This is a genomic window from Kaistia dalseonensis (assembly GCF_030814715.1).
In the GTDB taxonomy this organism is placed as follows: Bacteria; Pseudomonadota; Alphaproteobacteria; order Rhizobiales; family Kaistiaceae; genus Kaistia; species Kaistia dalseonensis.
In genome coordinates this window covers 814,647-834,147 of the sequence record NZ_JAUSVO010000002.1, presented here as the reverse complement: position 1 = coordinate 834,147, position 19,501 = coordinate 814,647, and the positions used below count along the sequence as shown (strand labels likewise).

General features: G+C 67.4%; 19 protein-coding genes. 14 read left to right on the top strand and 5 right to left on the bottom strand.

Annotated features, from left to right (window positions below; translation table 11 throughout):
* Positions 1-10: 10 nt before the first annotated feature.
* The 8 genes from QO014_RS10140 (at position 11) to QO014_RS10105 (ending at position 8,842) form a co-directional block, all read left to right on the top strand.
* Positions 11-1,006, top strand: coding sequence for a heme/hemin ABC transporter substrate-binding protein (locus tag QO014_RS10140; RefSeq protein WP_266348555.1), 996 nt, complete (start codon positions 11-13; stop codon positions 1,004-1,006).
* Positions 1,006-2,085, top strand: coding sequence for a FecCD family ABC transporter permease (locus tag QO014_RS10135; RefSeq protein WP_266348554.1), 1,080 nt, complete (start codon positions 1,006-1,008; stop codon positions 2,083-2,085). Before QO014_RS10140 ends, QO014_RS10135 begins: the two co-directional genes overlap by 1 nt.
* A 9-nt stretch (positions 2,086-2,094) precedes the next feature.
* Positions 2,095-2,880, top strand: coding sequence for a heme ABC transporter ATP-binding protein (locus QO014_RS10130; RefSeq protein ID WP_266348553.1), 786 nt, complete (start codon positions 2,095-2,097; stop codon positions 2,878-2,880).
* 78 nt (positions 2,881-2,958) lie between these two features.
* Positions 2,959-4,518: a xylulokinase gene (locus QO014_RS10125; RefSeq protein WP_266348552.1), complete on the top strand. Its 1,560-nt coding sequence runs from the start codon at positions 2,959-2,961 to the stop codon at positions 4,516-4,518.
* A gap of 87 nt (positions 4,519-4,605) precedes the next feature.
* Positions 4,606-5,520: a sugar ABC transporter substrate-binding protein gene (locus QO014_RS10120; protein WP_266348551.1), complete on the top strand. Its 915-nt coding sequence runs from the start codon at positions 4,606-4,608 to the stop codon at positions 5,518-5,520.
* Complete coding sequence (locus tag QO014_RS10115) at positions 5,517-7,103, top strand: sugar ABC transporter ATP-binding protein (protein ID WP_266348550.1); 1,587 nt, start codon at positions 5,517-5,519, stop codon at positions 7,101-7,103. Before QO014_RS10120 ends, QO014_RS10115 begins: the two co-directional genes overlap by 4 nt.
* The gene (locus tag QO014_RS10110; protein ID WP_266348549.1) at positions 7,100-8,029 is read left to right on the top strand and encodes an ABC transporter permease; all 930 of its coding nucleotides are present in this window, start codon (positions 7,100-7,102) and stop codon (positions 8,027-8,029) included. The genes QO014_RS10115 and QO014_RS10110 overlap by 4 nt, the downstream gene beginning before the upstream one ends.
* Before the next feature lie 81 nt (positions 8,030-8,110).
* Entirely contained in the window at positions 8,111-8,842 is a 732-nt protein-coding gene (locus QO014_RS10105) for a dienelactone hydrolase family protein (RefSeq protein WP_266348548.1), read from the top strand.
* A gap of 17 nt (positions 8,843-8,859) precedes the next feature.
* On the opposite strand, the gene QO014_RS10100 is transcribed toward QO014_RS10105, so the two are convergent.
* Together QO014_RS10100 and mtnC are read right to left on the bottom strand one after the other, a co-directional pair.
* The gene (locus QO014_RS10100; protein ID WP_266348547.1) at positions 8,860-9,774 is read right to left on the bottom strand and encodes an EamA family transporter; all 915 of its coding nucleotides are present in this window, start codon (positions 9,772-9,774) and stop codon (positions 8,860-8,862) included.
* Positions 9,774-10,493, bottom strand: a complete 720-nt coding sequence (gene mtnC / locus QO014_RS10095; RefSeq protein WP_266348546.1) for an acireductone synthase — start codon at positions 10,491-10,493, stop codon at positions 9,774-9,776. The genes QO014_RS10100 and mtnC overlap by 1 nt, the downstream gene beginning before the upstream one ends.
* 128 nt (positions 10,494-10,621) lie before the next feature.
* Here mtnC and mtnA point away from each other — a divergent pair, with 128 nt between their 5' ends.
* Entirely contained in the window at positions 10,622-11,716 is a 1,095-nt protein-coding gene (mtnA, locus tag QO014_RS10090) for an S-methyl-5-thioribose-1-phosphate isomerase (protein ID WP_266348545.1), read from the top strand.
* Between the two features lie 16 nt (positions 11,717-11,732).
* Here mtnA and QO014_RS10085 read toward each other — a convergent pair whose 3' ends face one another.
* Positions 11,733-12,044 carry a hypothetical protein gene (locus QO014_RS10085; protein ID WP_266348544.1) on the bottom strand — a complete coding sequence of 104 codons (312 nt, stop codon included), beginning with the start codon at positions 12,042-12,044 and terminating at the stop codon, positions 11,733-11,735.
* A gap of 220 nt (positions 12,045-12,264) precedes the next feature.
* On the opposite strand from QO014_RS10085, the gene fabA reads away from it, so the two are divergent.
* The 5 genes from fabA (at position 12,265) to QO014_RS10060 (ending at position 17,900) form a co-directional block, all read left to right on the top strand.
* Positions 12,265-12,792 carry a 3-hydroxyacyl-[acyl-carrier-protein] dehydratase FabA gene (gene fabA, locus QO014_RS10080; RefSeq protein ID WP_266348543.1) on the top strand — a complete coding sequence of 176 codons (528 nt, stop codon included), beginning with the start codon at positions 12,265-12,267 and terminating at the stop codon, positions 12,790-12,792.
* A 79-nt stretch (positions 12,793-12,871) separates the two neighbouring features.
* A complete protein-coding gene (fabB, locus tag QO014_RS10075) occupies positions 12,872-14,098 on the top strand; it encodes a beta-ketoacyl-ACP synthase I (protein WP_266348542.1) in 1,227 nt (408 codons plus the stop codon).
* A gap of 121 nt (positions 14,099-14,219) precedes the next feature.
* Complete coding sequence (gene fabI, locus QO014_RS10070; RefSeq protein ID WP_266348541.1) at positions 14,220-15,065, top strand: enoyl-ACP reductase FabI; 846 nt, start codon at positions 14,220-14,222, stop codon at positions 15,063-15,065.
* A 65-nt stretch (positions 15,066-15,130) separates the two neighbouring features.
* Positions 15,131-17,584, top strand: a complete 2,454-nt coding sequence (gene hrpB, locus QO014_RS10065; RefSeq protein WP_266348540.1) for an ATP-dependent helicase HrpB — start codon at positions 15,131-15,133, stop codon at positions 17,582-17,584.
* A gap of 73 nt (positions 17,585-17,657) precedes the next feature.
* The gene (locus tag QO014_RS10060; RefSeq protein ID WP_266348539.1) at positions 17,658-17,900 is read left to right on the top strand and encodes a DUF2442 domain-containing protein; all 243 of its coding nucleotides are present in this window, start codon (positions 17,658-17,660) and stop codon (positions 17,898-17,900) included.
* Between the two features lie 5 nt (positions 17,901-17,905).
* Here QO014_RS10060 and glk read toward each other — a convergent pair whose 3' ends face one another.
* Both glk and QO014_RS10050 read right to left on the bottom strand, forming a co-directional pair.
* Entirely contained in the window at positions 17,906-18,940 is a 1,035-nt protein-coding gene (gene glk, locus QO014_RS10055; protein ID WP_266348538.1) for a glucokinase, read from the bottom strand.
* A 20-nt stretch (positions 18,941-18,960) separates the two neighbouring features.
* Complete coding sequence (locus QO014_RS10050; protein WP_266348537.1) at positions 18,961-19,383, bottom strand: methylglyoxal synthase; 423 nt, start codon at positions 19,381-19,383, stop codon at positions 18,961-18,963.
* Positions 19,384-19,501: the final 118 nt, after the last annotated feature.

Below are 19,501 nucleotides of genomic sequence, written 5' to 3'. Positions count from 1 at the left end.
GATCAACACCATGCTCGCGCAGCAGCACCTCCATTTCGGCATGCCCTACCCCTTCGAGCTTCTCATGCGCCGCCGTTCGCAGATCGCCCTCGGCCTCGCCTTTGCCGTCGCGATCACACTGGGTGCCATCGCCCAGTCGAGCGCAGCCGAACGGACCATTCGCGACGGAGCCGGCCGCGAAGTGACCGTGGGAGATGCCAAGCGGATCGTGTCGATCGGCGGCGCGGTGACGGAGATCATCTATGCGCTCGGCGCCGGTGACCGCGTGATCGCGCGCGACTCGACGAGCTTCTATCCCGCCGAGGTCACGCAGAAGCCGGATGTCGGCTATATGCGCGCGCTCTCGGCCGAGGGCGTGCTTTCCGTCAAGCCGGACCTGATCATCGCCGTCGACGGCGCCGGGCCGAAGGAGGCGATCGAGCTGCTCGAGGCAGCCGCCGTGCCGATGGTCGTGGTTCCAGAACACTATTCTGCCGCCGGCATCGTCGAAAAGGTGACTCTGGTCGCCGATGTGCTGGGCGAGCAGGAGAAGGGCAAGGCGCTCGCCACGCGGATCGAGAGCCAGTTCGCGACCCTCGACGCGGCGCTTGCCAAGATTCCGGCCGATCAACGCAAGAAGGCCGTCTTCCTGATGAGCCTCGCTTCCGACAAGCCGCTCGCGGCCGGATCGGGCACGGCCGGCAATGCGATCATCGGCCTGGCCGGTGCAATCAATCCGATGGCCGGCATTCCCGGCTACAAGCCGGCCTCCGACGAAGCGCTCGCGGCCGCACAGCCGGCTTCGATCATCATGATGAACCGCCCGGGTGCCGACGCTCCCGATGCCGACAAGATATTCGCCGTTCCCGCGCTGGCCGCGACGCCGGCTGCCGCCAGCAAGGCGCTGATCGTCATGGACGGGCTCTATCTGCTCGGCTTCGGACCGCGCACCGCCGACGCCGCCCGCGACCTCGCCCATCAGATCTATCCGTCGCTGACACTGCCCGAGTCCTCGGCGGCCAAGTGATGACGATGTCCTTGTCGATGCCGGTCGCCGGCGATCGCCGGAGCCGGGCACAGCTGGCGATCGTCGTCCTCGGCGTGCTTCTCCTCGCGACGATGATCGGCTCGCTCTGCGTCGGCCCGTCGGGGCTTTCGACGGGCGAGGTCGGCCAGCTGATCGCGGATGCGCTCGCGGGTCGCTTCGACGCGGTCGGCAGCACGAGCCACGTCATCCTGTTCGATATCCGTATCCCGCGCACCCTGCTCGGTGCGCTCGTCGGCGCATCGCTCGCCGTCGCCGGAGCCATGATGCAGGGCCTCTTCCGCAACCCGCTCGCCGATCCGGGCCTCGTTGGCGTCTCGTCCGGTGCCGCACTCGGAGCCGTGCTCGTCATCGTCCTCGGCTCGGCCCTGATTGCGCCGATCACCGGCATCGTGCGGATCGGCGCGCTGCCCATCGCGGCCTTTGTCGGTGGATTCGCCACGACACTGACCCTCTATGGCATTGCGACGCGCGAAGGCCGCACATCGGTGGGCACCATGCTGCTCGCCGGCATCGCGCTCGGCGCGCTGGCGGCCGCTCTCACCTCCTATCTCGTCTTCCGCTCGGACGATCTGCAGCTGCGCGAGCTGACCTTCTGGTCGATGGGCAGCCTTGGCGGCGCAACCTGGCCCAAGATCCTGATCGCCACGCCGCCCATCATCGCGGTGCTGGCACTGATGCCGTTCTGCGCGCGCGGGCTGGATGCGCTGGTGCTCGGCGAATCGGAAGCGCGCCATCTCGGCATCGACACCCAGCGCCTGAAAAGCATCGTGATATTCGCGACCGCACTCGCGGTCGGCGTGGCGGTCGCCTTCGCCGGCGTGATCGGCTTTGTCGGCATCGTCGTGCCGCATGTGCTGCGGCTTGCCATCGGGCCGGAACACCGGACCCTGCTGCCGGCCAGCGCGCTGCTCGGCGCAGCCCTGCTGATCGCCGCGGACATGGTCTGTCGTGTCATCGTCGCCCCGGCCGAACTGCCGATCGGCATCGTCACCGCCACGATCGGCGCGCCTTTCTTCCTCTCCATCCTGCTGCGCAAACGCGGCGTGGTCGATCTCTAGGGGGCCGGGATGATCGAAGCCGATCGCATCACCATTCGCGCCGGCAAGCGCGAGATCCTCTCGAGCGTATCGCTGGCGATCCAGCCCGGCCGTGTCACCGGTATCATCGGACCGAACGGCGCCGGCAAATCGACGATATTGAAGGCGATCTCCGGCGAGATCGCGCTTGCGGGCGGCACCATCCGCCTCGATGGCGCCGACATGACCCGCATGAAGGCGCGCCATGTCGCGACGCGCCGCGCGGTGCTGCCGCAATCCTCGTCGCTGGCCTTCCCCTTCACGGTCCACGAGGTCGTGCGCCTCGGCGTCAGCGGCCCACGCAGCATGGAAGCTGTGCGCGAGCGCGTCACCGCGGCGCTGGCGCGTGTCGACCTGAAGGATTATGGCGGCCGCTTCTTCCAGGAGCTGTCCGGCGGCGAGCAGCAACGCGTGCACCTCGCGCGGGTCCTCTGCCAGGTCTGGGAACCGTGCCCGCACGGCAAGCCCAATTACCTCTTCCTCGACGAGCCGACGGCGAGCCTGGATCTGCGCCACCAGCTCCTCACCCTCGACACGGCGCGCGATTTCGCTCGACGGGGCGGCGGCGTGGTGGCGATCCTGCACGACATGAACCTCGCCGCCCTCTATGCCGACCACATCATCGTCGTCGACAAGGGGCGCATTGCCGCCGAAGGACCGCCGCGCGCCGTCCTCACCGACGCCATGCTGCAGGCGGTATTCGGCGTCTCGATCCGCGTCGGACAGGCACCGGCCGACCAGCCCTTCATCCTGCCCCATTCGGTTTTCGCGGCCTGACGTCGAAAACGCGCATGGCGATCCACCGGTCGGGTCGCTAGATTGCGACGCTCGGATTCGGCAGTACGGATAGGGTTCATGGCAGGGGAATCGGTTCTGGTCATCGACGTCGGCACGTCGTCCGTCAAGGCGGTGCTGTTCGACGGCGGCGGCCGGTTGCTGCGCGCGAGCGACCATCCGGTCGAGACGCTTGCGCCGCATCCGGGCTGGGCCGAGCAGGATCCCCGTGGATGGTGGCAGGCCACCATCGAGGCCGTGCGCGCGCTCGAAATCACTGCAATGCCGCTCGCCGTCACGCTGACCGGCTCGATGCAGAACGTGATCGCGCTCGACAGCGAGGGCGCGAGCCTGCGGCCCGCAATCCTCTATAGCGATGCCCGCGTCGGCCCGGACGAGATTGCGGCGCTCAAGACCTATCTCCCCGTCGATTTCGAGCGGCGGATCGGCAATCGCAGCGAGCCGGCCCTGTGCCTGTTTGCGCTCGACTGGCTGCTTCGCCACGAGCCCGGCATGATGGCCTCGGTCGAGCGCCTGCTCTTCGGCGCCAAGGATGCGGTCATTCACCGGATGACCGGTCGCGCCGTGGTCGACCCGACCTGCGCCACCACGACAGGGCTCATGAACCTCGCCGCGCGGAGCTGGGACGCCGAAATCCTGGGCGCGCTCGGCCTTTCCCCGGCCGTTCTGCCCGATATCCTCGATGCCGATGCGCTGGTCGGCCCGCTTCTGCCCGGACCGGCGGCGGCGCTTGGCCTCGAAGAGGGCATTCCCGTCTATGTCGGCGCCGGTGATGGCGGCGCCACCGCCTGGGGCACGGCCAGCGAGGCGCATGACCGGCCCCATGCCTATCTCGGCACGACGGGCTGGATCGCTGCGACCATGCCGCTCAACGTCGCCCGGCCGCCGCGCGACGCCTACACTTTGGCAGCGCCGGTCAAGACGGATGTCATCGTCATCTCGCCCTTCCTCGCGGCGGGACTCGCGATCGACTGGTTTGCCGGCATCGCCGGACGACCGGTCGCCGAGCTCTATGCGGCGGCGGAGACGATCGACGCCGAGCCGCCGGAAGTCCTGTTCCTGCCATACCTCATCGGCGAGCGGGCCCCCTTCTTCGACCGCGCCGTACGCGGCTCGTTTCTCGGCCTCGACCGGCAACATGGTGCCGAAGCGCTCGCCTATGCCGTGCTCGAAGGTCTCGCCCATGCGATCCGCGACAATCTCGACGCCTTGCCGATCCGTCCGAGCACGATTGCACTTGCAGGCGGCGTCGCAGGCAGCTTGACCGTGGCGCGGCTGATCGCCGATGTGACCGGGGCGACCGTGACCGTTCCATCCGCCAGCCGGATCGTGACGGCCTATGGCGCCTTCCGCCTGGTGGCGCCGGTGCTGGGATTGACCACCAATGATGGCGAGGCGGAGACATTGGTCGCGCCGCGCCCGGAGCGCGCCGAGCGTGCCGCGCGCCGCTTCGCCGCCTACCGACTTTCCACCGCCCAGGCCCGCAGTCTGGCGACCTACCTTGCCGGCGAGCCCTTCGTGGAGCCCGGCCAGCCCGAGGCGCCCGCCAAGGTGCCGGCGAAGCGCGGCCGCCCGAAAGGCTCCCGCAACAAGGCCAAGGCCGCGCCGGATCGAGGCTGACGGCCCGGAATCGCGCTGCTTCGCGGCTTGCATGCCTCCCCGCTCAAGCGATATCAATCACGACCATCTTCACGGGGAGTAAAAAGCATGCGGGCTGGAATCTTCGCATTGGCCTTGGCCGGACTGGCCGCGTCGGCGACGGCGGCGAGCGCCACCGACATCGCCGTTCTCACGGCCTTCCAGAGCTCCGTGACGACCAACCAGATGATCAACGTGTTCGAAGCCAAGGCCAAGGAAGCCGGCTGGAATACGACGGTTGTCGATACGCGCGGCGATATGGGCCAGCTCGCGAGCCGCATCGAGGACGTGGTCGCCGCCAAGACGGGCGCGATCGTGCTCGTCTCGGTCGATCCGAAGCTGATTCAGGATCAGGTCAACGCGGCTGCGGCCGCCGGCATCCCCGTCATCGCGATCGATGGCGCGACGGCGCCGGGCGTGGTGCTTAATGTCACCTCGGATAATTTCGAGCTCGGCACCAAGCTCTCCGACTTCCTGTTCGAGAAGCTCGGCCACAAGGGCAACATCGTCAAATATTACTACTCGGCCCATCCCGGCGTGCATCAGCGCGAGCTGGCGCTCGACGAGGCCCTGAAGAAGAACCCCGACATCAAGGTCATCGCCGACCACTATATGGTCGTGCCCGGCCCGATCGACGATGCGCGCAAGACCACGGAAGACCTGCTCAAGAGCAAGGGCGACGAGATCGATGCGATCTGGGCCGCCTGGGACGAGCCGGCCATCGGCGCTCAGCTCGCGATCGAAGCCGACAAGCCCGATTCGAAGATCATCATCGCCGGCATCGACGGCAATCCGCAGGCGATCGAGCTGATCAAGGCCTGCAGCCACATCAAGGGCACGGTCAGCCAGGATTTCGACGCCATGGCGGGCCTCGCGGCCGACGGCCTCACCAAGATCCTCGCCGGCACCAAGCCGGAGAAGCCGGAACTCTACGCCCCGGCCAAGCTGATCACGCCGGAAAGCCTCGGCGTCACCTGCCCGTGACAGAAGCGTCCGGAACGGGGCCGTTCCTCGCCCTTTCCGGCCTGATCAGGCATTTCGGCGCCACGAAAGCGCTCGACGGCGCCGACCTCGTCATCGAGGCTGGCTCCGTCCATGCGCTGGTCGGCGAGAACGGCGCCGGCAAATCGACGCTGATCAAGACGCTGTCCGGCCTCTACCAGCCGGGCGGCGGGTCGATCCGGCTCGACGGGGCGGATATCGCAATCGACGGGCCGAAGGCCGCGGAAGCGCTCGGCTTTCGCTTCATCCACCAGGAACTCAATCTCGTTCCCCATTTCGACGCGGTCGGCAATGCCTGGATCGGGCGGCGCCACCCCAGGCGTGGTCCGTTCCTCGATCACCGCGCCATGCGCCGGCGCGTGGCCGAGATCGCTGCCCGCATCGCGCCGGACCTGCCGCTCGACCGTCCCGCCATCCGCCTGACGCCAGGACAGCGCCAGATGGCGGAGATCGTGCGCGCCCTGATCGAGCCCGCACGTCTTGTCGTCATGGACGAGCCGACATCGAGCCTGAGCGAAGGCGAGGCGGAACGGCTGCACAAGGTCGTGCGGCGACTGGCCGAGGAGGGCACGGCCGTGCTCTTCATTTCGCACCGTCTCGACGAAGTGCTGGAGCTTTGCGGCAGCTATACGGTGCTGCGCAACGGCCGTACCGTCGGCGCCGGGCCGATCGCCGGCATCGACCGGGCGGGGTTGGTGGCGCTGATGTCGGGTGGCGCGAGCGATCACGCCGCCGTTGACCCAATGCGCGATCGATCCGCCCCCCCGGCAGGCAGGAGCGAACGGCCCGGCGCTCTGTTCTCCGCCGATCTCGCCTTCGGGCCTGCCAATGCCCGCTTCACGCTCGAGGCCCGTCCCGGCGAGATCATCGGCCTCTACGGCCTTGTCGGCTCCGGCCGATCGAGCCTGCTGAAGATCCTCTGGGGTGCCTCCGTAGCGCGCGGGACGATAACGATCGCCGGGCGCAAGCTCGTCGGCGGCCCTGCGGACCGGATCCGCAAGGGCATCGCCTATGTGCCCGAGGACCGGCGCCGCGAAGGCTTTGCCGCGACGCTCTCGATCGAGGACAATCTCGCGCTCGCCCATCTTGCCGATTTTCGCGCTGTTGCTGCTGTTCCCATCTCCTCGCGTGGAAAGATCCGGCAATTCGCGGCGGGCGTCGGCGCGCGGCTTCGCCTCGTGGCGGCCAGGCTCGACCGCTCGCCGATGACGCTTTCGGGCGGCAACCAGCAGAAGCTCGTCTTCGGCCGCTGGCTCGGCCGGACGATCCGCGTTCTGCTCGTCGACGAGCCCACCCGCGGCGTCGATGTCGGCGCCAAAGCGGAGATCCACGCCGAGATGCGCCGGATCGCCGCCGAAAGCGCGAGCGTCATCATGGCGACGAGCGATATTGAAGAACTGCTCGCGCTCTCCGACCGCGTGCTCGTGCTACAGACGGGCCGGTTGATCGCCGAACTCGGCGGCACGACGCTCACCCGCTCCGCCGTCGTCGCAGCCGCCTTCGGCCATGCGCCATCCCCCTCTGGTCCCGCCGTTCCGCGACCTTCCGAAGAATTCATCGCATGATCCTGCTTCGCCGCTACGGCACGCTCCTCGCGCTCGCACTCATCATCGTCATCTTCGCGATCGCCTCGCCGCACGCCTTCGGCACGGTGGCGAACCTCGTCAACATCACGCAGCAGATGGCCCTGCTCGCCATCGTCGCGATCGGCGCCACGCTGGTCATGGTGCTCGGCGAGTTCGACTTGTCCGTTTCCAGCGTCGTCTCCTGGGCCGGCATCGCCTCCGTGGCCTTGTTCGGCACTGGCCTCGGCCTTCCCGCCGTCATCGCGCTGGTGCTGGTTTCATCGCTTCTGATGGGATCGATTTCCGGCTTCCTCGTCGCCCGCTTTTCGGTGCCGAGCTTCATCGCGACGCTCGCCTTCGGCACGGTTATTGGCGGCTTCACCTTCTGGGTCTCGAACGGCGCCACGCTCTTTTCCGGCATTCCGCCCGCCTTTCGCGATCTCGGTCGCGGCATGATCCTGGGCATCCCAGTGCCGACGCTCTGGCTCGCGGGCGTGGCGGTGATCTTCTGGCTGCTGCTCGACCAGACCGAATTCGGGCGGAGGCTCTATGCCATCGGGGGAAACCGCGAGGCGGCGCGGCTCGTCGGCCTCCCTGTTCGCCGCGACATGGTTGTCGCCTTCGCGCTCTGCGCCGGGCTCTCGGGCCTTGCCGGCCTGCTGCTCACCGCACGACTCGGCAGCGCTCACCCGACCGGCGGCGGCGGCTACCTGCTGCAGGCCTATGCGGCCGTCTTCCTCGGCATGACGGCCTTTCGCGAGGGCGAACCGAGCATCCCCGGCACGCTGGTGGGCGCCGCGATCATCGCCGTCATTTCCAATGGCCTCACCATTCTCGGCGTACCGAGCTTCCTGCAGGATGTCATGACCGGCGCGATCATCCTAGCCGCCGTCCTGATCCGTCATTTCGGCCGCGACGGGGATTGAGGAACGCGTCGGCGTTCATATCTCTCCTGCGTGGGCCGTCCGGCTCTCACCTCCCCACGCTCATTCCCGAAAGCCCTCGCCATGAAACAGGACATCGAGATCGCGACCGCCGATGGCAGCGCGAAGGCCGGCCTTTTCGCACCCGCATCCGGTCGCGCCACATCCTCCGGCGTCATTCTCTATATGGACGCCTTCGGACCGCGCCCGGCGCTCTACGGCATGGCGGAGCGCCTTGCCGACGCCGGCTATCACGTGCTGGTGCCGGATCTCTTCTACCGCGCAGGCGACTATGGCCCCTTCGACACATCCGCCTTCGGCAATGAGACCACCCGCGCCCAGATCATGGCGCTGATCCACGGCACCTCGCAGGCGATGACGGCGAGCGATACCGGCGCCTTCATCGAGGTGCTGACCAGGGCCGGCGCCACCGGCAGGATCGGCACGGTCGGCTACTGCCTCGGCGGCGGGCGAGCGCTCACAGCCGCAGCCACCTATCCGGACCGGATTGCCGCCGCCGCGAGCTTCCATGGCGGCAATCTCGCAAGCGACGCACCCGACAGCCCGCACCACAAGGCGGGATCGATCAACGGCCGGGTCTATGTCGGCGTCGCCGGCGTCGATGGCAGCTTCCCGCCCGCCCAATCGGCCAGGCTGGCCGAAGCGCTGCGCACAGCCGAAATCGACCATATCATCGAGAACTATATCGGCATGGCCCATGGCTGGACCATTCCAGACCACGGCGTCTATGACGCCACCGGCGCCGCACGGCATTGGAAGCGGCTGCTGGAGTTCTTCGAGGAGACGTTGGGCTGAGGCGCTGTCGCCGGTCTTCAGGCCGCCATGCGACCATGCCGCCGGGCTGCCCGACCGGGCATTGCGGCCATGATGGCGCCGACAACCACCAACGCCGTCGCGAGCGCGAGGCGCCAGCTCAGCGGCGCCTGGCCGGCGAGGACCAGCAGGATCATCGAGAGCGGCGGCGTCGCATAGGACATGGCGCCGAGGATCGCGACATCGCCCTTCTTCGTCGCGTGATCCCAGGCGACGAAGGCCGCGCCGACCGGGCCGACGCCGAGCACGAGCAGCGCGATCGCGGTCGACAGGTCCGGCATGACGAAGGTTTCGCCGACGACGACATGGCCGATCGCGCCGAGCACCGCCACGATCGCGCAGACACCGATCATCGGCTCGCTGCCCGGCGCGCCGAGGCGATTGTTCAGGACGGAATAGAGGCTCCAGACGAAGGCGCAGGCAAAGGCGGCGCCATAGCCGAGCACCGCCGTACCGCCCCATGCGAGCGCATCGCCGCCGCCGATCAGCATGGCGGTGGCGCCGAAGCCGATCAGCCCGCCGACGATCTGCGGCCAGCCGAGCCGCGACGTACCGCCCGGGATCAGGCCGGCGAAGATGACGATCAGCAGCGGCCAGAGATAGTTGATGATCGTCACCGGTCCGGCCGGCGCGAGACGGAACGAGACGAAATAGAGCGCGTGATAGACGAAGATGCCGCCGACCGAGAGCAGCCATGCCTTGGCCGGCCAGGCCTTGAGGCCCGAAACGATGCCGGCCGGGCCTCTGGTCAGCAGGAAGCCGATTCCGACCGTCACCGCACCGATGCCGAAGGTGATCGCCAGCGCCTCGAAGGTCGGGATCGCGCGGCTCAGCGTCGTGACCAACGCCAGCGTCGACCAGAGCAGGATCGCGAGAGCGCCGATCGCCGTGGCGGTACGGGTCGCGCTGGCCATCAGACGGCGCTCTTCAGCAGGCCATGCAGGGCATCGATGTCGTCGAAGCTCTTCGCGACCGGGTGGGGCTGCCCCACGGGAATCACCACCTCGCCACGATCGAGAGCGATCGTCTTCATGCCGATCTCGGCGGCGGCGTCGAGCTCGCGCGTATTATCGGAGAGAAACAGGATCTCGAGCGGGCTGATGCCGATCACGGCCGCGATCGCCGCATAGGATGCGTGATCGAGCTTGGAGCCGACCGCCGTATCGAAGAAGCCGGAGAAGAGCCCGGTCATGTCGCCGCGCGTCGTATGGCCGAAGATCAGCTTCTGGGCCAGTACCGAGCCCGACGAGTAGACATAGAGCGGCAGGCCCGCCGCCTTCCATGCGGCGAGATTTTCCGCCGCATCGGGATAGATATCGCCCTTCAAGGCGCCGGAGCGATAGCCATCCTCCCAGATCATGCCCTGGAGAGCCTTGAGCGGTCCCGCCTTCTTGTCCTCTTCGATCCAGCGCGTGAGCAGCGCGATTGTCGCGGGCTGGTCGAGATCCGGCTCGCTGGCGAGCGCACGGGCCTCGGTGAGGGCCGATTGCACCTCCGGTTCATCACCATGTGCTGCGACGAAATCGCCGAGACGGGCGCGGGCAAAGGGAAAGAGCACATCCTTGACGAAGGAGATGGAGGAGGTGGTGCCTTCGATATCGGTCAGGATGGCGCGGATGGTCTGGCTCGACATCGTCGTTCCCATGGCTCTCGATTTTTCGCGGCCCGCCTTCATTGCGCAAGAGGCCGGGCTGGCGGTTCCGCCTCTACTCCATTAGGTGAGGGCGGTCATCCCTTTTCGTCTGTCCGCGGGAGCATTCGATGAAAGTCAACGGCGTCGCCTATCGTTCGATCTGGCGCGAAGACGGCGCGGCCTCCGTGGTCGTCGTCGATCAGACCCTGCTGCCGCATCGCTTCGATACGCTGACGCTGCACGATGTCGCCGACGCGATCGACGCCATCAAGCGGATGGTGGTGCGCGGCGCGCCGCTGATCGGCGTCACCGGCGCCTATGGCCTCGCCATGGCCCTGCACGACGACCCGTCCGACGCCAACCTCGCCAACGCCTTCGATGCGCTGAACGCCGCCCGGCCGACCGCCGTCAACCTGCGCTGGGCGCTGGAGATCGTGCGCGACGCCGTGGCACCGCTCCCCCCGGCCGAGCGCGCCATTGCGGCCTATGCGACGGCCGATCGTCTCCATGCCGAGGATATCGAGACCAACGGCACGATGGCGGCGCATGGCGCCCGACTGATCCGCGAGATCTGGGAAGCGAAGGGCCGCTCCGGCCCGGTCAATATCCTGACGCACTGCAATACGGGCTGGATCGCCTGCGTTGACTGGGGCACGGCGCTCGGCGTCGTCTACAGCGCCCATGATGACGGCATTCCGGTCCATGTCTGGGTCGACGAGACCCGCCCGCGCAACCAGGGCGCCAGCCTGACGACGTGGGAACTGGGCTCGCACGGCGTGCCGCACACGCTGATCGCCGACAATGCCGGCGGCCATCTGATGCAGCACGGCAAGGTCGATATCTGCCTCGTCGGCGCCGATCGCGTCACCGCCGAGGGCGATGCCTGCAACAAGATCGGCACCTATCTGAAGGCGCTCGCCGCGCACGACAATCACGTGCCCTTCTATGTCGTGATGCCGAGTTCCACGATCGACTGGCGCATCGGCGACGGCGTCAAGGAAATCGAGATCGAGGAACGTGCCGGCGACGAGGTCACGCATATTTCGGGCATTGCCGGCGACGGCACGATCGTGAAGGTCCGCCTCGCGCCGAAGGGCACCAAGGCCGGCAATCCGGCTTTCGACGTGACGCCGGCGCGGTTGCTCACCGGTCTCGTCACCGAGCGCGGCGTCGCCAAGGCAAGCCGCGACGGCCTGCTCGCGCTCTATCCCGAGCGCCGTTAGCCGGCCCCGGCGCGGCTCAGCCGCCGCTGCCCTGCGGACGCTTGCGCGACGTACCCTGCGTCGCGCCGCCATCCTTGGTTGCGCAGAAGCAAAGCGTGCCGGAGCGAACGAGCCGGCCAGTCGGGCATGTGCCGGCGATCAGCTTGCACTGATTGCCGGTATAGGGCGACGTGCCGGCGTTGGGCGGGGGTGTGACGCGCGGCGGGGTCACAGGGGTGAGCCCGAGCGGCGCGCCGCCACTGCCGGTGAAAAGGTTTTGCGCCGAAGCCGTCCCGGCCGTGAGCACCATCAGGATCGCCAGCATCAGCGGCCGGCTGCGAAAGCTCATGTCATTCCTTTCGGCGTCGAAGGATATCCGCGCCCCGTATCCCTGAACATATCGCTCAAAGAGGCCTTGTCCTGCCTGCCGCACGGGCTTTCGAACAGGGGGAGGCTATGTTAGGAAGGCCACGATCCAAGCGGGGCCGCAACGGTTCCCGCTCCACCAAATATGGTGCCGGCCGGTCGACATGACCATGCCGCGACCGAAGAAGAGGTAGACCGACGGCATGGCAGACCGCCCGTCGAGCTTTGATTATGAAGCTCTGCTCGCCTGCGGGCGAGGCGAATTGTTCGGTGAAGGCAACGCGCAGCTCCCGCTGCCGCCCATGCTGATGTTCGACCGCATCACATCGATCAGCGAAGAAGGCGGCGAATATGGCAAGGGCCATATCCGCGCCGAGCTCGACGTGAAGCCGGACCTCTGGTTCTTCCAGTGCCACTTCAAGGGCGATCCTGTCATGCCGGGTTGTCTCGGCCTCGATGCGCTCTGGCAGATGCTGGGCTTCTTCCTTGGCTGGAGCGGCTCTCCCGGCCGTGGCCGCGCGCTTTCCACCGGCGAACTGAAGTTCTCCGGAATGGTGCTGCCGAGCGTGAAACTGGTCGAATATGGCGTCGACCTGAAGCGTGTCCTGCGCTCGAAGCTGGTGCTCGGCATCGGCGATGGCTGGCTGAAAGCCGATGGCGTCACCATCTATCGCGCCAAGGACCTTCGCGTCGGCCTGTTCCAGGGCGAGGCGCAGCCTGCCGTCGGTTGATCGGCAGGTCCGGCCCGCAAGGGGTCGGAACGGTCGCTAACCGAGCGGTACGCTCTTTCTATTTAAGGACGAGAAAACGATGAAGCGGGTCGTCGTGACGGGGATGGGGATCGTCTCTTCCATCGGCAACAACACCCAGGAAGTGCTGGCGAGCCTGCACGAGGCGAAGAGCGGCATTTCCTTCGTAAAGGACTATGCCGATCACGGCTTCCGCAGCCATGTCGCCGGTGCGCCGACGCTGGATCCGGCCGAGATCGTCGATCGCCGCGCCATGCGCTTCCACGGCGGCGGCACCGCCTGGAACCATGTCGCAATGGACCAGGCGATTCGCGACGCGGGCCTCGAGGAGCGTGAAATCTCCAATGAGCGCACCGGCATCATCATGGGCTCCGGCGGTCCGTCGACGCGCACCATCGTAGAGGCGGCGCAGAAGGCGCTCGCCTCCGGCTCGTCCAAGAAGGTCGGCCCGCTCGCCGTGCCGAAAGCGATGTCGTCCTCGCCCTCCGCAACGCTCTCGACCTGGTTCAAGATCAAGGGCGTGAACTATTCCATCTCGTCGGCCTGCGCGACCTCCAATCACTGCGTCGGCAATGCCTATGAGATGATCCAGTACGGCAAGCAGGACCGGATGTTCGCCGGCGGCTGCGAAGAGCTCGACTGGACGCTGTCGGTCCTCTTCGACGCGATGGGCGCCCTCTCCTCCAAGTTCAACGACCGCCCGGCCGTCGCCTCGCGCGCCTATGACGTCAACCGCGATGGCTTCGTGATCTCGGGCGGTGCCGGCGTGCTGGTGCTCGAAGAACTCGAAGTCGCCAAGGCGCGCGGTGCGCGGATCTATGGCGAGATCGTCGGTTATGGCGTCACCTCCGATGGCGCCGACATGGTTGCGCCGTCGGGCGAAGGTGCGGCGCGCTGCATGCGCCAGGCCATCTCCACGGTCGGCGAGAAGATCGACTACATCAACCCGCACGCCACTTCGACGCCGATCGGCGATCTGAAGGAAATGGAAGCGATCCGTGAAGTGTTCGGCGCCGGCGACGATTGCCCGGCCATTTCGGCGACCAAGTCGCTGACGGGCCATTCGCAGGGCGCGACCGGCGTGCACGAATCGATCTATTCGCTGCTGATGCTCAACAACCGCTTCATCGCGGAATCGGCCAATATCGAAGAGCTCGACCCGGCCTTCGCCGACATGCCGATCGTGCGCAAGCGCATCGACGATGCGAAGATCGACACCGTGCTGTCCAACTCGTTCGGCTTTGGCGGCACGAATGCCTCGCTCGTCTTCCAGCGCTATGTGAGCTAGCGCCCGAACCTGAAACAGTGCACACTGCTTCAGGTCCAGTTCACGTGTTGAAACAATCAGTTAGGCTGCGTGATCGTTTCGGGGGAAGCGGTTGGCTCGAGCAAAAAAGTAGACGAGGATTATGACGGGATCTATCAGCAGCCTGATGAGCGGCAAGCGCGGCCTCGTCATGGGCGTCGCCAATGATCATTCGATCGCCTGGGGCATCGCCAAGACCCTCGCCTCCCATGGTGCCGAGCTTGCCTTCACCTATCAGGGTGACGCCTTTGGCCGCCGGGTCAAGCCGCTGGCCGATTCGGTCGGCGCCAAGCTGCTGCTTCCCTGCGATGTCGAGGACGTCGGCTCGGTCGACAGCGTCTTCGATGCGCTGAAAGCCGAATGGGGCTCGATCGATTTCCTCGTCCACGCCATTGCCTTCTCCGACAAGAACGAGCTCAAGGGCCGCTACGCGGAGACGACGCGCGAGAACTTCGTGAAGACGATGGTCATCTCGTGCTTCTCCTTCACGGAGATCGCCAAGCGCGCCGCGGCGCTGATGACCAAGGGCGGCTCGATCGTGACGCTGACCTATGGCGGGTCCACGCGCGTCATGCCGAACTACAACGTCATGGGTGTCGCCAAGGCGGCGCTCGAATCCTCGGTGCGCTATCTCGCCATGGACTTTGGCTGCGATGGCGTGCGCGTCAATGCGATCTCGGCCGGCCCGGTTCGCACGCTCGCCGGCTCGGGCGTTTCGGATGCGCGGCTCATGTACAATTTCCAGAAGCGCAATTCACCGCTGCGCCGGACCGTATCGATCGAGGAGATCGGCGGCACCGCGACCTATCTGCTGTCGGATCTCGGCGCCGGCGTGACCGGCGAGATCCATTTCGTCGATTCCGGCTACAACATCATCTCCATGCCGCGTCTCGACGAGCTCAAGGTTCAAGAAGCCCACGCCGAAGTGAGCCCGGAAGCCGCGGAATAATCCCTTCGGTGCGATTTTTCCTCTTCGCCCTCCGCCACGCGCGGCGGGATCCTGGCTAACGCACCATGCTTCCCGTCGACGATGTCATCCCGGACCTGAAGCGCGCGCTCGACGATAAGCCCGCTGCCGTGCTCGTCGCCCCACCGGGCGCCGGCAAGACCACGCGGGTGCCGCTCGCGCTGCTGGATGCATCCTGGCGGGACGATCGCCGCATCATCATGCTGGAGCCGCGCCGGCTCGCCGCGCGCGCGGCAGCCCGACGCATGGCGCAGACGCTGGGCGAGGATGTCGGCGGCACGGTCGGCTACCGCGTCCGCCTCGAGCGCAGGATCTCGGCGAAAACGCGGATTGAAGTGGTCACCGAGGGCGTGTTCACGCGCATGATCCTCGATGATCCCGCGCTCGACGGCGTCGCCGCCGTGATCTTCGACGAATTCCACGAACGCAGCCTCGACGGCGATCTCGGCCTCGCGCTCGCGCTCGACAGCCAAGGGGCGCTGCGCGACGATCTCCGCATTCTCGTCATGTCGGCCACGATCGACGGCGCCCGCGTCGCGCGGCTGCTGAACGACGCGCCGGTGATCGAGAGCCTCGGCCGGATGTTCCCGGTCGAGACGCGCCATATCGGACGCGATTCCGCGCGCCGCATCGAGGATGATGTCGCCGACGCCGTGCGCCGCGCGCTCGGCGCCGAGAGCGGCAGCATTCTGGTCTTCCTGCCGGGTCAGGCCGAGATTCGCCGCGTCGCGGAGCGGCTCGAAGGCCGTGTCGGCGCCGATGTCGAAATCGCGCCGCTCTATGGCGCGCTCGATTTCGCCGCGCAGGACCGCGCGATCAAGCCGGCCGCGACGGGAAAGCGCAAGGTCGTGCTGGCGACCTCGATCGCGGAGACGTCGCTCACCATCGAGGGCGTGCGGGTCGTGATCGACAGCGGCCTTGCCCGGGCGCCGATCTATGAGCCGGCCACCGGGCTGACGCGCCTGGAAACCCGCCGCGTCTCCCGCGCCGCCGCCGACCAGCGGCGTGGACGCGCGGGGCGCACCGAGCCAGGGGTTTGCTACCGGCTCTGGGATGAAGGCCAGACGGCCGCGCTGCAGCCCTTCGACCGCCCGGAAATGCTGGAAGCCGACCTCGCGCCGCTGGCGCTCGACCTTGCGAGCTGGGGCGTTTCTGATCCTTCCGGGCTCGCCTTTCTCGATCCCCCGCCGAAACCCGCTTGGGAGGAGGCCGTCGCCCTGCTGCAGCGGCTCGACGCGCTCGATGCTGGCCGCAGGCTGACCGATGAAGGACGCGGGCTCGCGCGCCTCTCGCTTCATCCCCGTCTCGGCCACATGCTGCGCCGCGCCGCGGCACTCGATCTCGGCGGACTGGCCGGCGTGATCGCAGCCGTGCTGAGCGAGACCGGCCTCGGCGGCAATGATGTCGATCTGCGCGAGCGGGTTCGCCGCGTCCTCTCCGCGCGCGATCCGCGCAGCCGCGAATCACTCGGCCTCGCCGCGCGCTGGACGCGCGAAGTCGGCGCCAATCCGGAGGCCGGCCGGGACGCCGCCGAACAAGCCGGCGCCGTGCTCGCCTTCGCCTTTCCCGATCGCGTCGCCATGGCGCGCGGTGCACCCGGCGCCTTCGTCATGGCGAATGGGCGCGGTGGCCAGCTCGATGCGGCCGATGCGCTCGCGCGCGAGCCTTTCCTTGCCGTCGCGAGCCTCCAGGGCGCGGCCGAGAATGCCCGCATCCTGACGGCGGCGCCGCTATCACGCGCCGAGATAGAGGCTGCGTTTCGCGCTGACATCGTCGAGGAGGAGAGCATCGCGTTCGACCCTGCGACCGGCTCGGTCCGTGGCCGCAAGATCCGTCGGCTGGGTCGGCTGATCCTCGGCGATACCGCGATCCAGAAAGTGTCCGACGCGGCGATTGCCGTCGCGCTGCTGCAGGAGATCAAGCGGCGCGGGATCGGCTCGCTCGCCTTCGCCGGCAGCGCCGGAGCGCTCCGCGCGCGCCTCGCCTTTCTGCATGCCCGATTCGGCGACGCATGGCCGGATGTCTCGGACGAGGCCTTGACCGACACGCTGGACGACTGGCTGGCGCCCCATCTCATCGGCAAGCGCAGGCTCGACGCGATCGATGCCGGATTGCTCCATGACGCGCTCTCGGCGCTGGTGCCGTGGGATCGACGGGCCGCGCTCGACCGGCTGGCCCCGACCCATTTCGACGCACCATCCGGCTCGCGCCTGCCGATCGATTATTCCGACCCGAATGGCCCGGTGCTGGAAATCCGCGTCCAGGAACTGTTCGGCCTCGATCGGCACCCAGCCGTCGGTGACGGAGCGGTGCCCTTGACCGTGACGCTGCTTTCGCCGGCGCATCGGCCGATCCAGATCACCAAGGATCTGCCGGGCTTCTGGCGCGGGTCATGGAAGGACGTGCGCTCCGACATGCGCGGACGCTATCCCAAGCATGTCTGGCCCGACGACCCCGTCTCGGCGCAGGCGACCAACCGGGCAAAGCCGCGCGGCACGTGATAGAATCAAGCGGATATCACACGGCCCGCGTGCTGCGCGGCGCTCGAACCAACCGAGTCCAGGGAGGCAGGGCATGACCCCTCCGGCGATCAAGCCCGATCCGCGCGCAATCGACGCCTTCGTGACCGAGGATATGATCCTGGTCAGCCTCGCCGATGGCCGCGAACTCTCCGTACCGCTCGCCTGGTCGGAAAAGCTCCTCGCCAGCAGCGAGGCCGAACGCGCCAACTGGCAGCTCGTCGGCACCGGCGAAGCGTTGCGCTGGCCCGATGTCGACGAGGAAATCGCCGTCGTCAGCCTGATGCGGGTCGCCTGAGGCAACTATCTGCGCCAGTGGCGCCCTTCCGTCACCACGCCGAAGAGTTCGGGCGTGCGGGCATAGGCTGCGATCCCCGCAAGGGCCGGCGCCGGATGAACGATGACCGAGGTCGGCATCTTGTCCATCAGCGCCTGGTGCGGCGCCTTGTCGATGAAGGCCTCGCGGAAACCGCTCTCCTTGATGAAGGGCGCGATCTTGGCGGCGATGCCGCCAGCGAGGAACACGCCGCCACGCGCCATGAAGGCGAGCGCCAGATTCCCGGCGAGGCGGCCGAGATGAATGCAGAAGAGCGACAAGGCCTCCTCCGCCGCGCCGTCGGACCCGCCGAGCGCCGCCGCCGTGATCTCGGAGGGATCATCGAAGCGCGCCCGTGCGCCGTCGGCCGCAATGATCGCGCGGTAGAGGCGGACGAGGCCCGCGCCGCAGAGCAGCGTTTCGCCCGCTATGCGACGGTAGGGACCCGTGCCGAAGGGTTCCTCGATATGCGGCCAGATCGCGAAATCGCGGGCCGTGACCGGCGCGAGATCGACATGGCCGCCCTCGCCCGGCACGGGAAACCACGTGCCGCGCGCATGAATGAGAGCCGCCGCGCCGAGGCCCGTGCCCGGCCCGACCACGACCTGGGCCGCATTGGCGACAGGCTCTCCGCCGCCGACGCGCACGAGGTCCTCCTCGCCGAGCGCCGGAAGGGAGAGAGACAGCGCCTCGAAATCATTGAGCAGGATGACTTCGTCGAGGCCGAGCCGCGCGATCATCTTCTTCGGCTCGACCACCCAGGGGCAATTGGTGAGCGGCACCTGATCGCCCTGGACGGGGCCCGCGAGCGCCAGCACGGCCGAGCGCGGCTTGGCATGCGGCAGGACGGTCGCCTCGATGGCGTCGTCAATCGCCGGAAAATCGGCCGTCTGCGCGTTGGGAAAACGCACGACCTCGCCGGTCGCATCGGGCACCAGTGCGAAACGGGCATTGGTCCCACCGATATCGCCGATCAGCGTCGGGAAGGGAACGAAGGCGCGGTCGGCGGTTTCTTGGATCATGATGCCTTGTGCGTAGGGGGTCAGATCGGGCGCTTCAGCGCGCCGTGATTGGCGAGAACGAGTTCCGCGGTCGCCCGGTTGAGCGCCATCGGGATGTTGTAGAGCTCCGCGAGGCGCGTCAGCGCCTTGACGTCGACGTCGTGCGGCATGGGCGTCAGCGGATCGACGAAGAAGATCAGGCCCGAAACGCGCTCTTCCGCAATCAGTGCGCCGATCTGCTGGTCGCCGCCGAGCGGGCCGCTCTTCAGGCGCGTGATTGGCAGATTGGGCAGCGCCTCAGCGATTCGCGCGCCTGTCGTTCCGGTCGCGAAGAGGTCGTAGGCGGAGAGACGATCGGCATGCGCAACCGCGAAACGGACCATGTCGTCCTTCTTCTGGTCATGCGCGACGAGTGCCAAGGCGGGCCGAAGCGGCACCGTCGTCGTCACCATCGTGATGCTCATGCGCCCCTCCTCAGGATCACCCGCCGCGCCAGTGATAGAAAGATCGGGGTCCGAGGAAAAGCCGAAAGTGCAGAAAAGGGTCAACAAAGACCATTGCCGACGTCCGATCATCGAGATC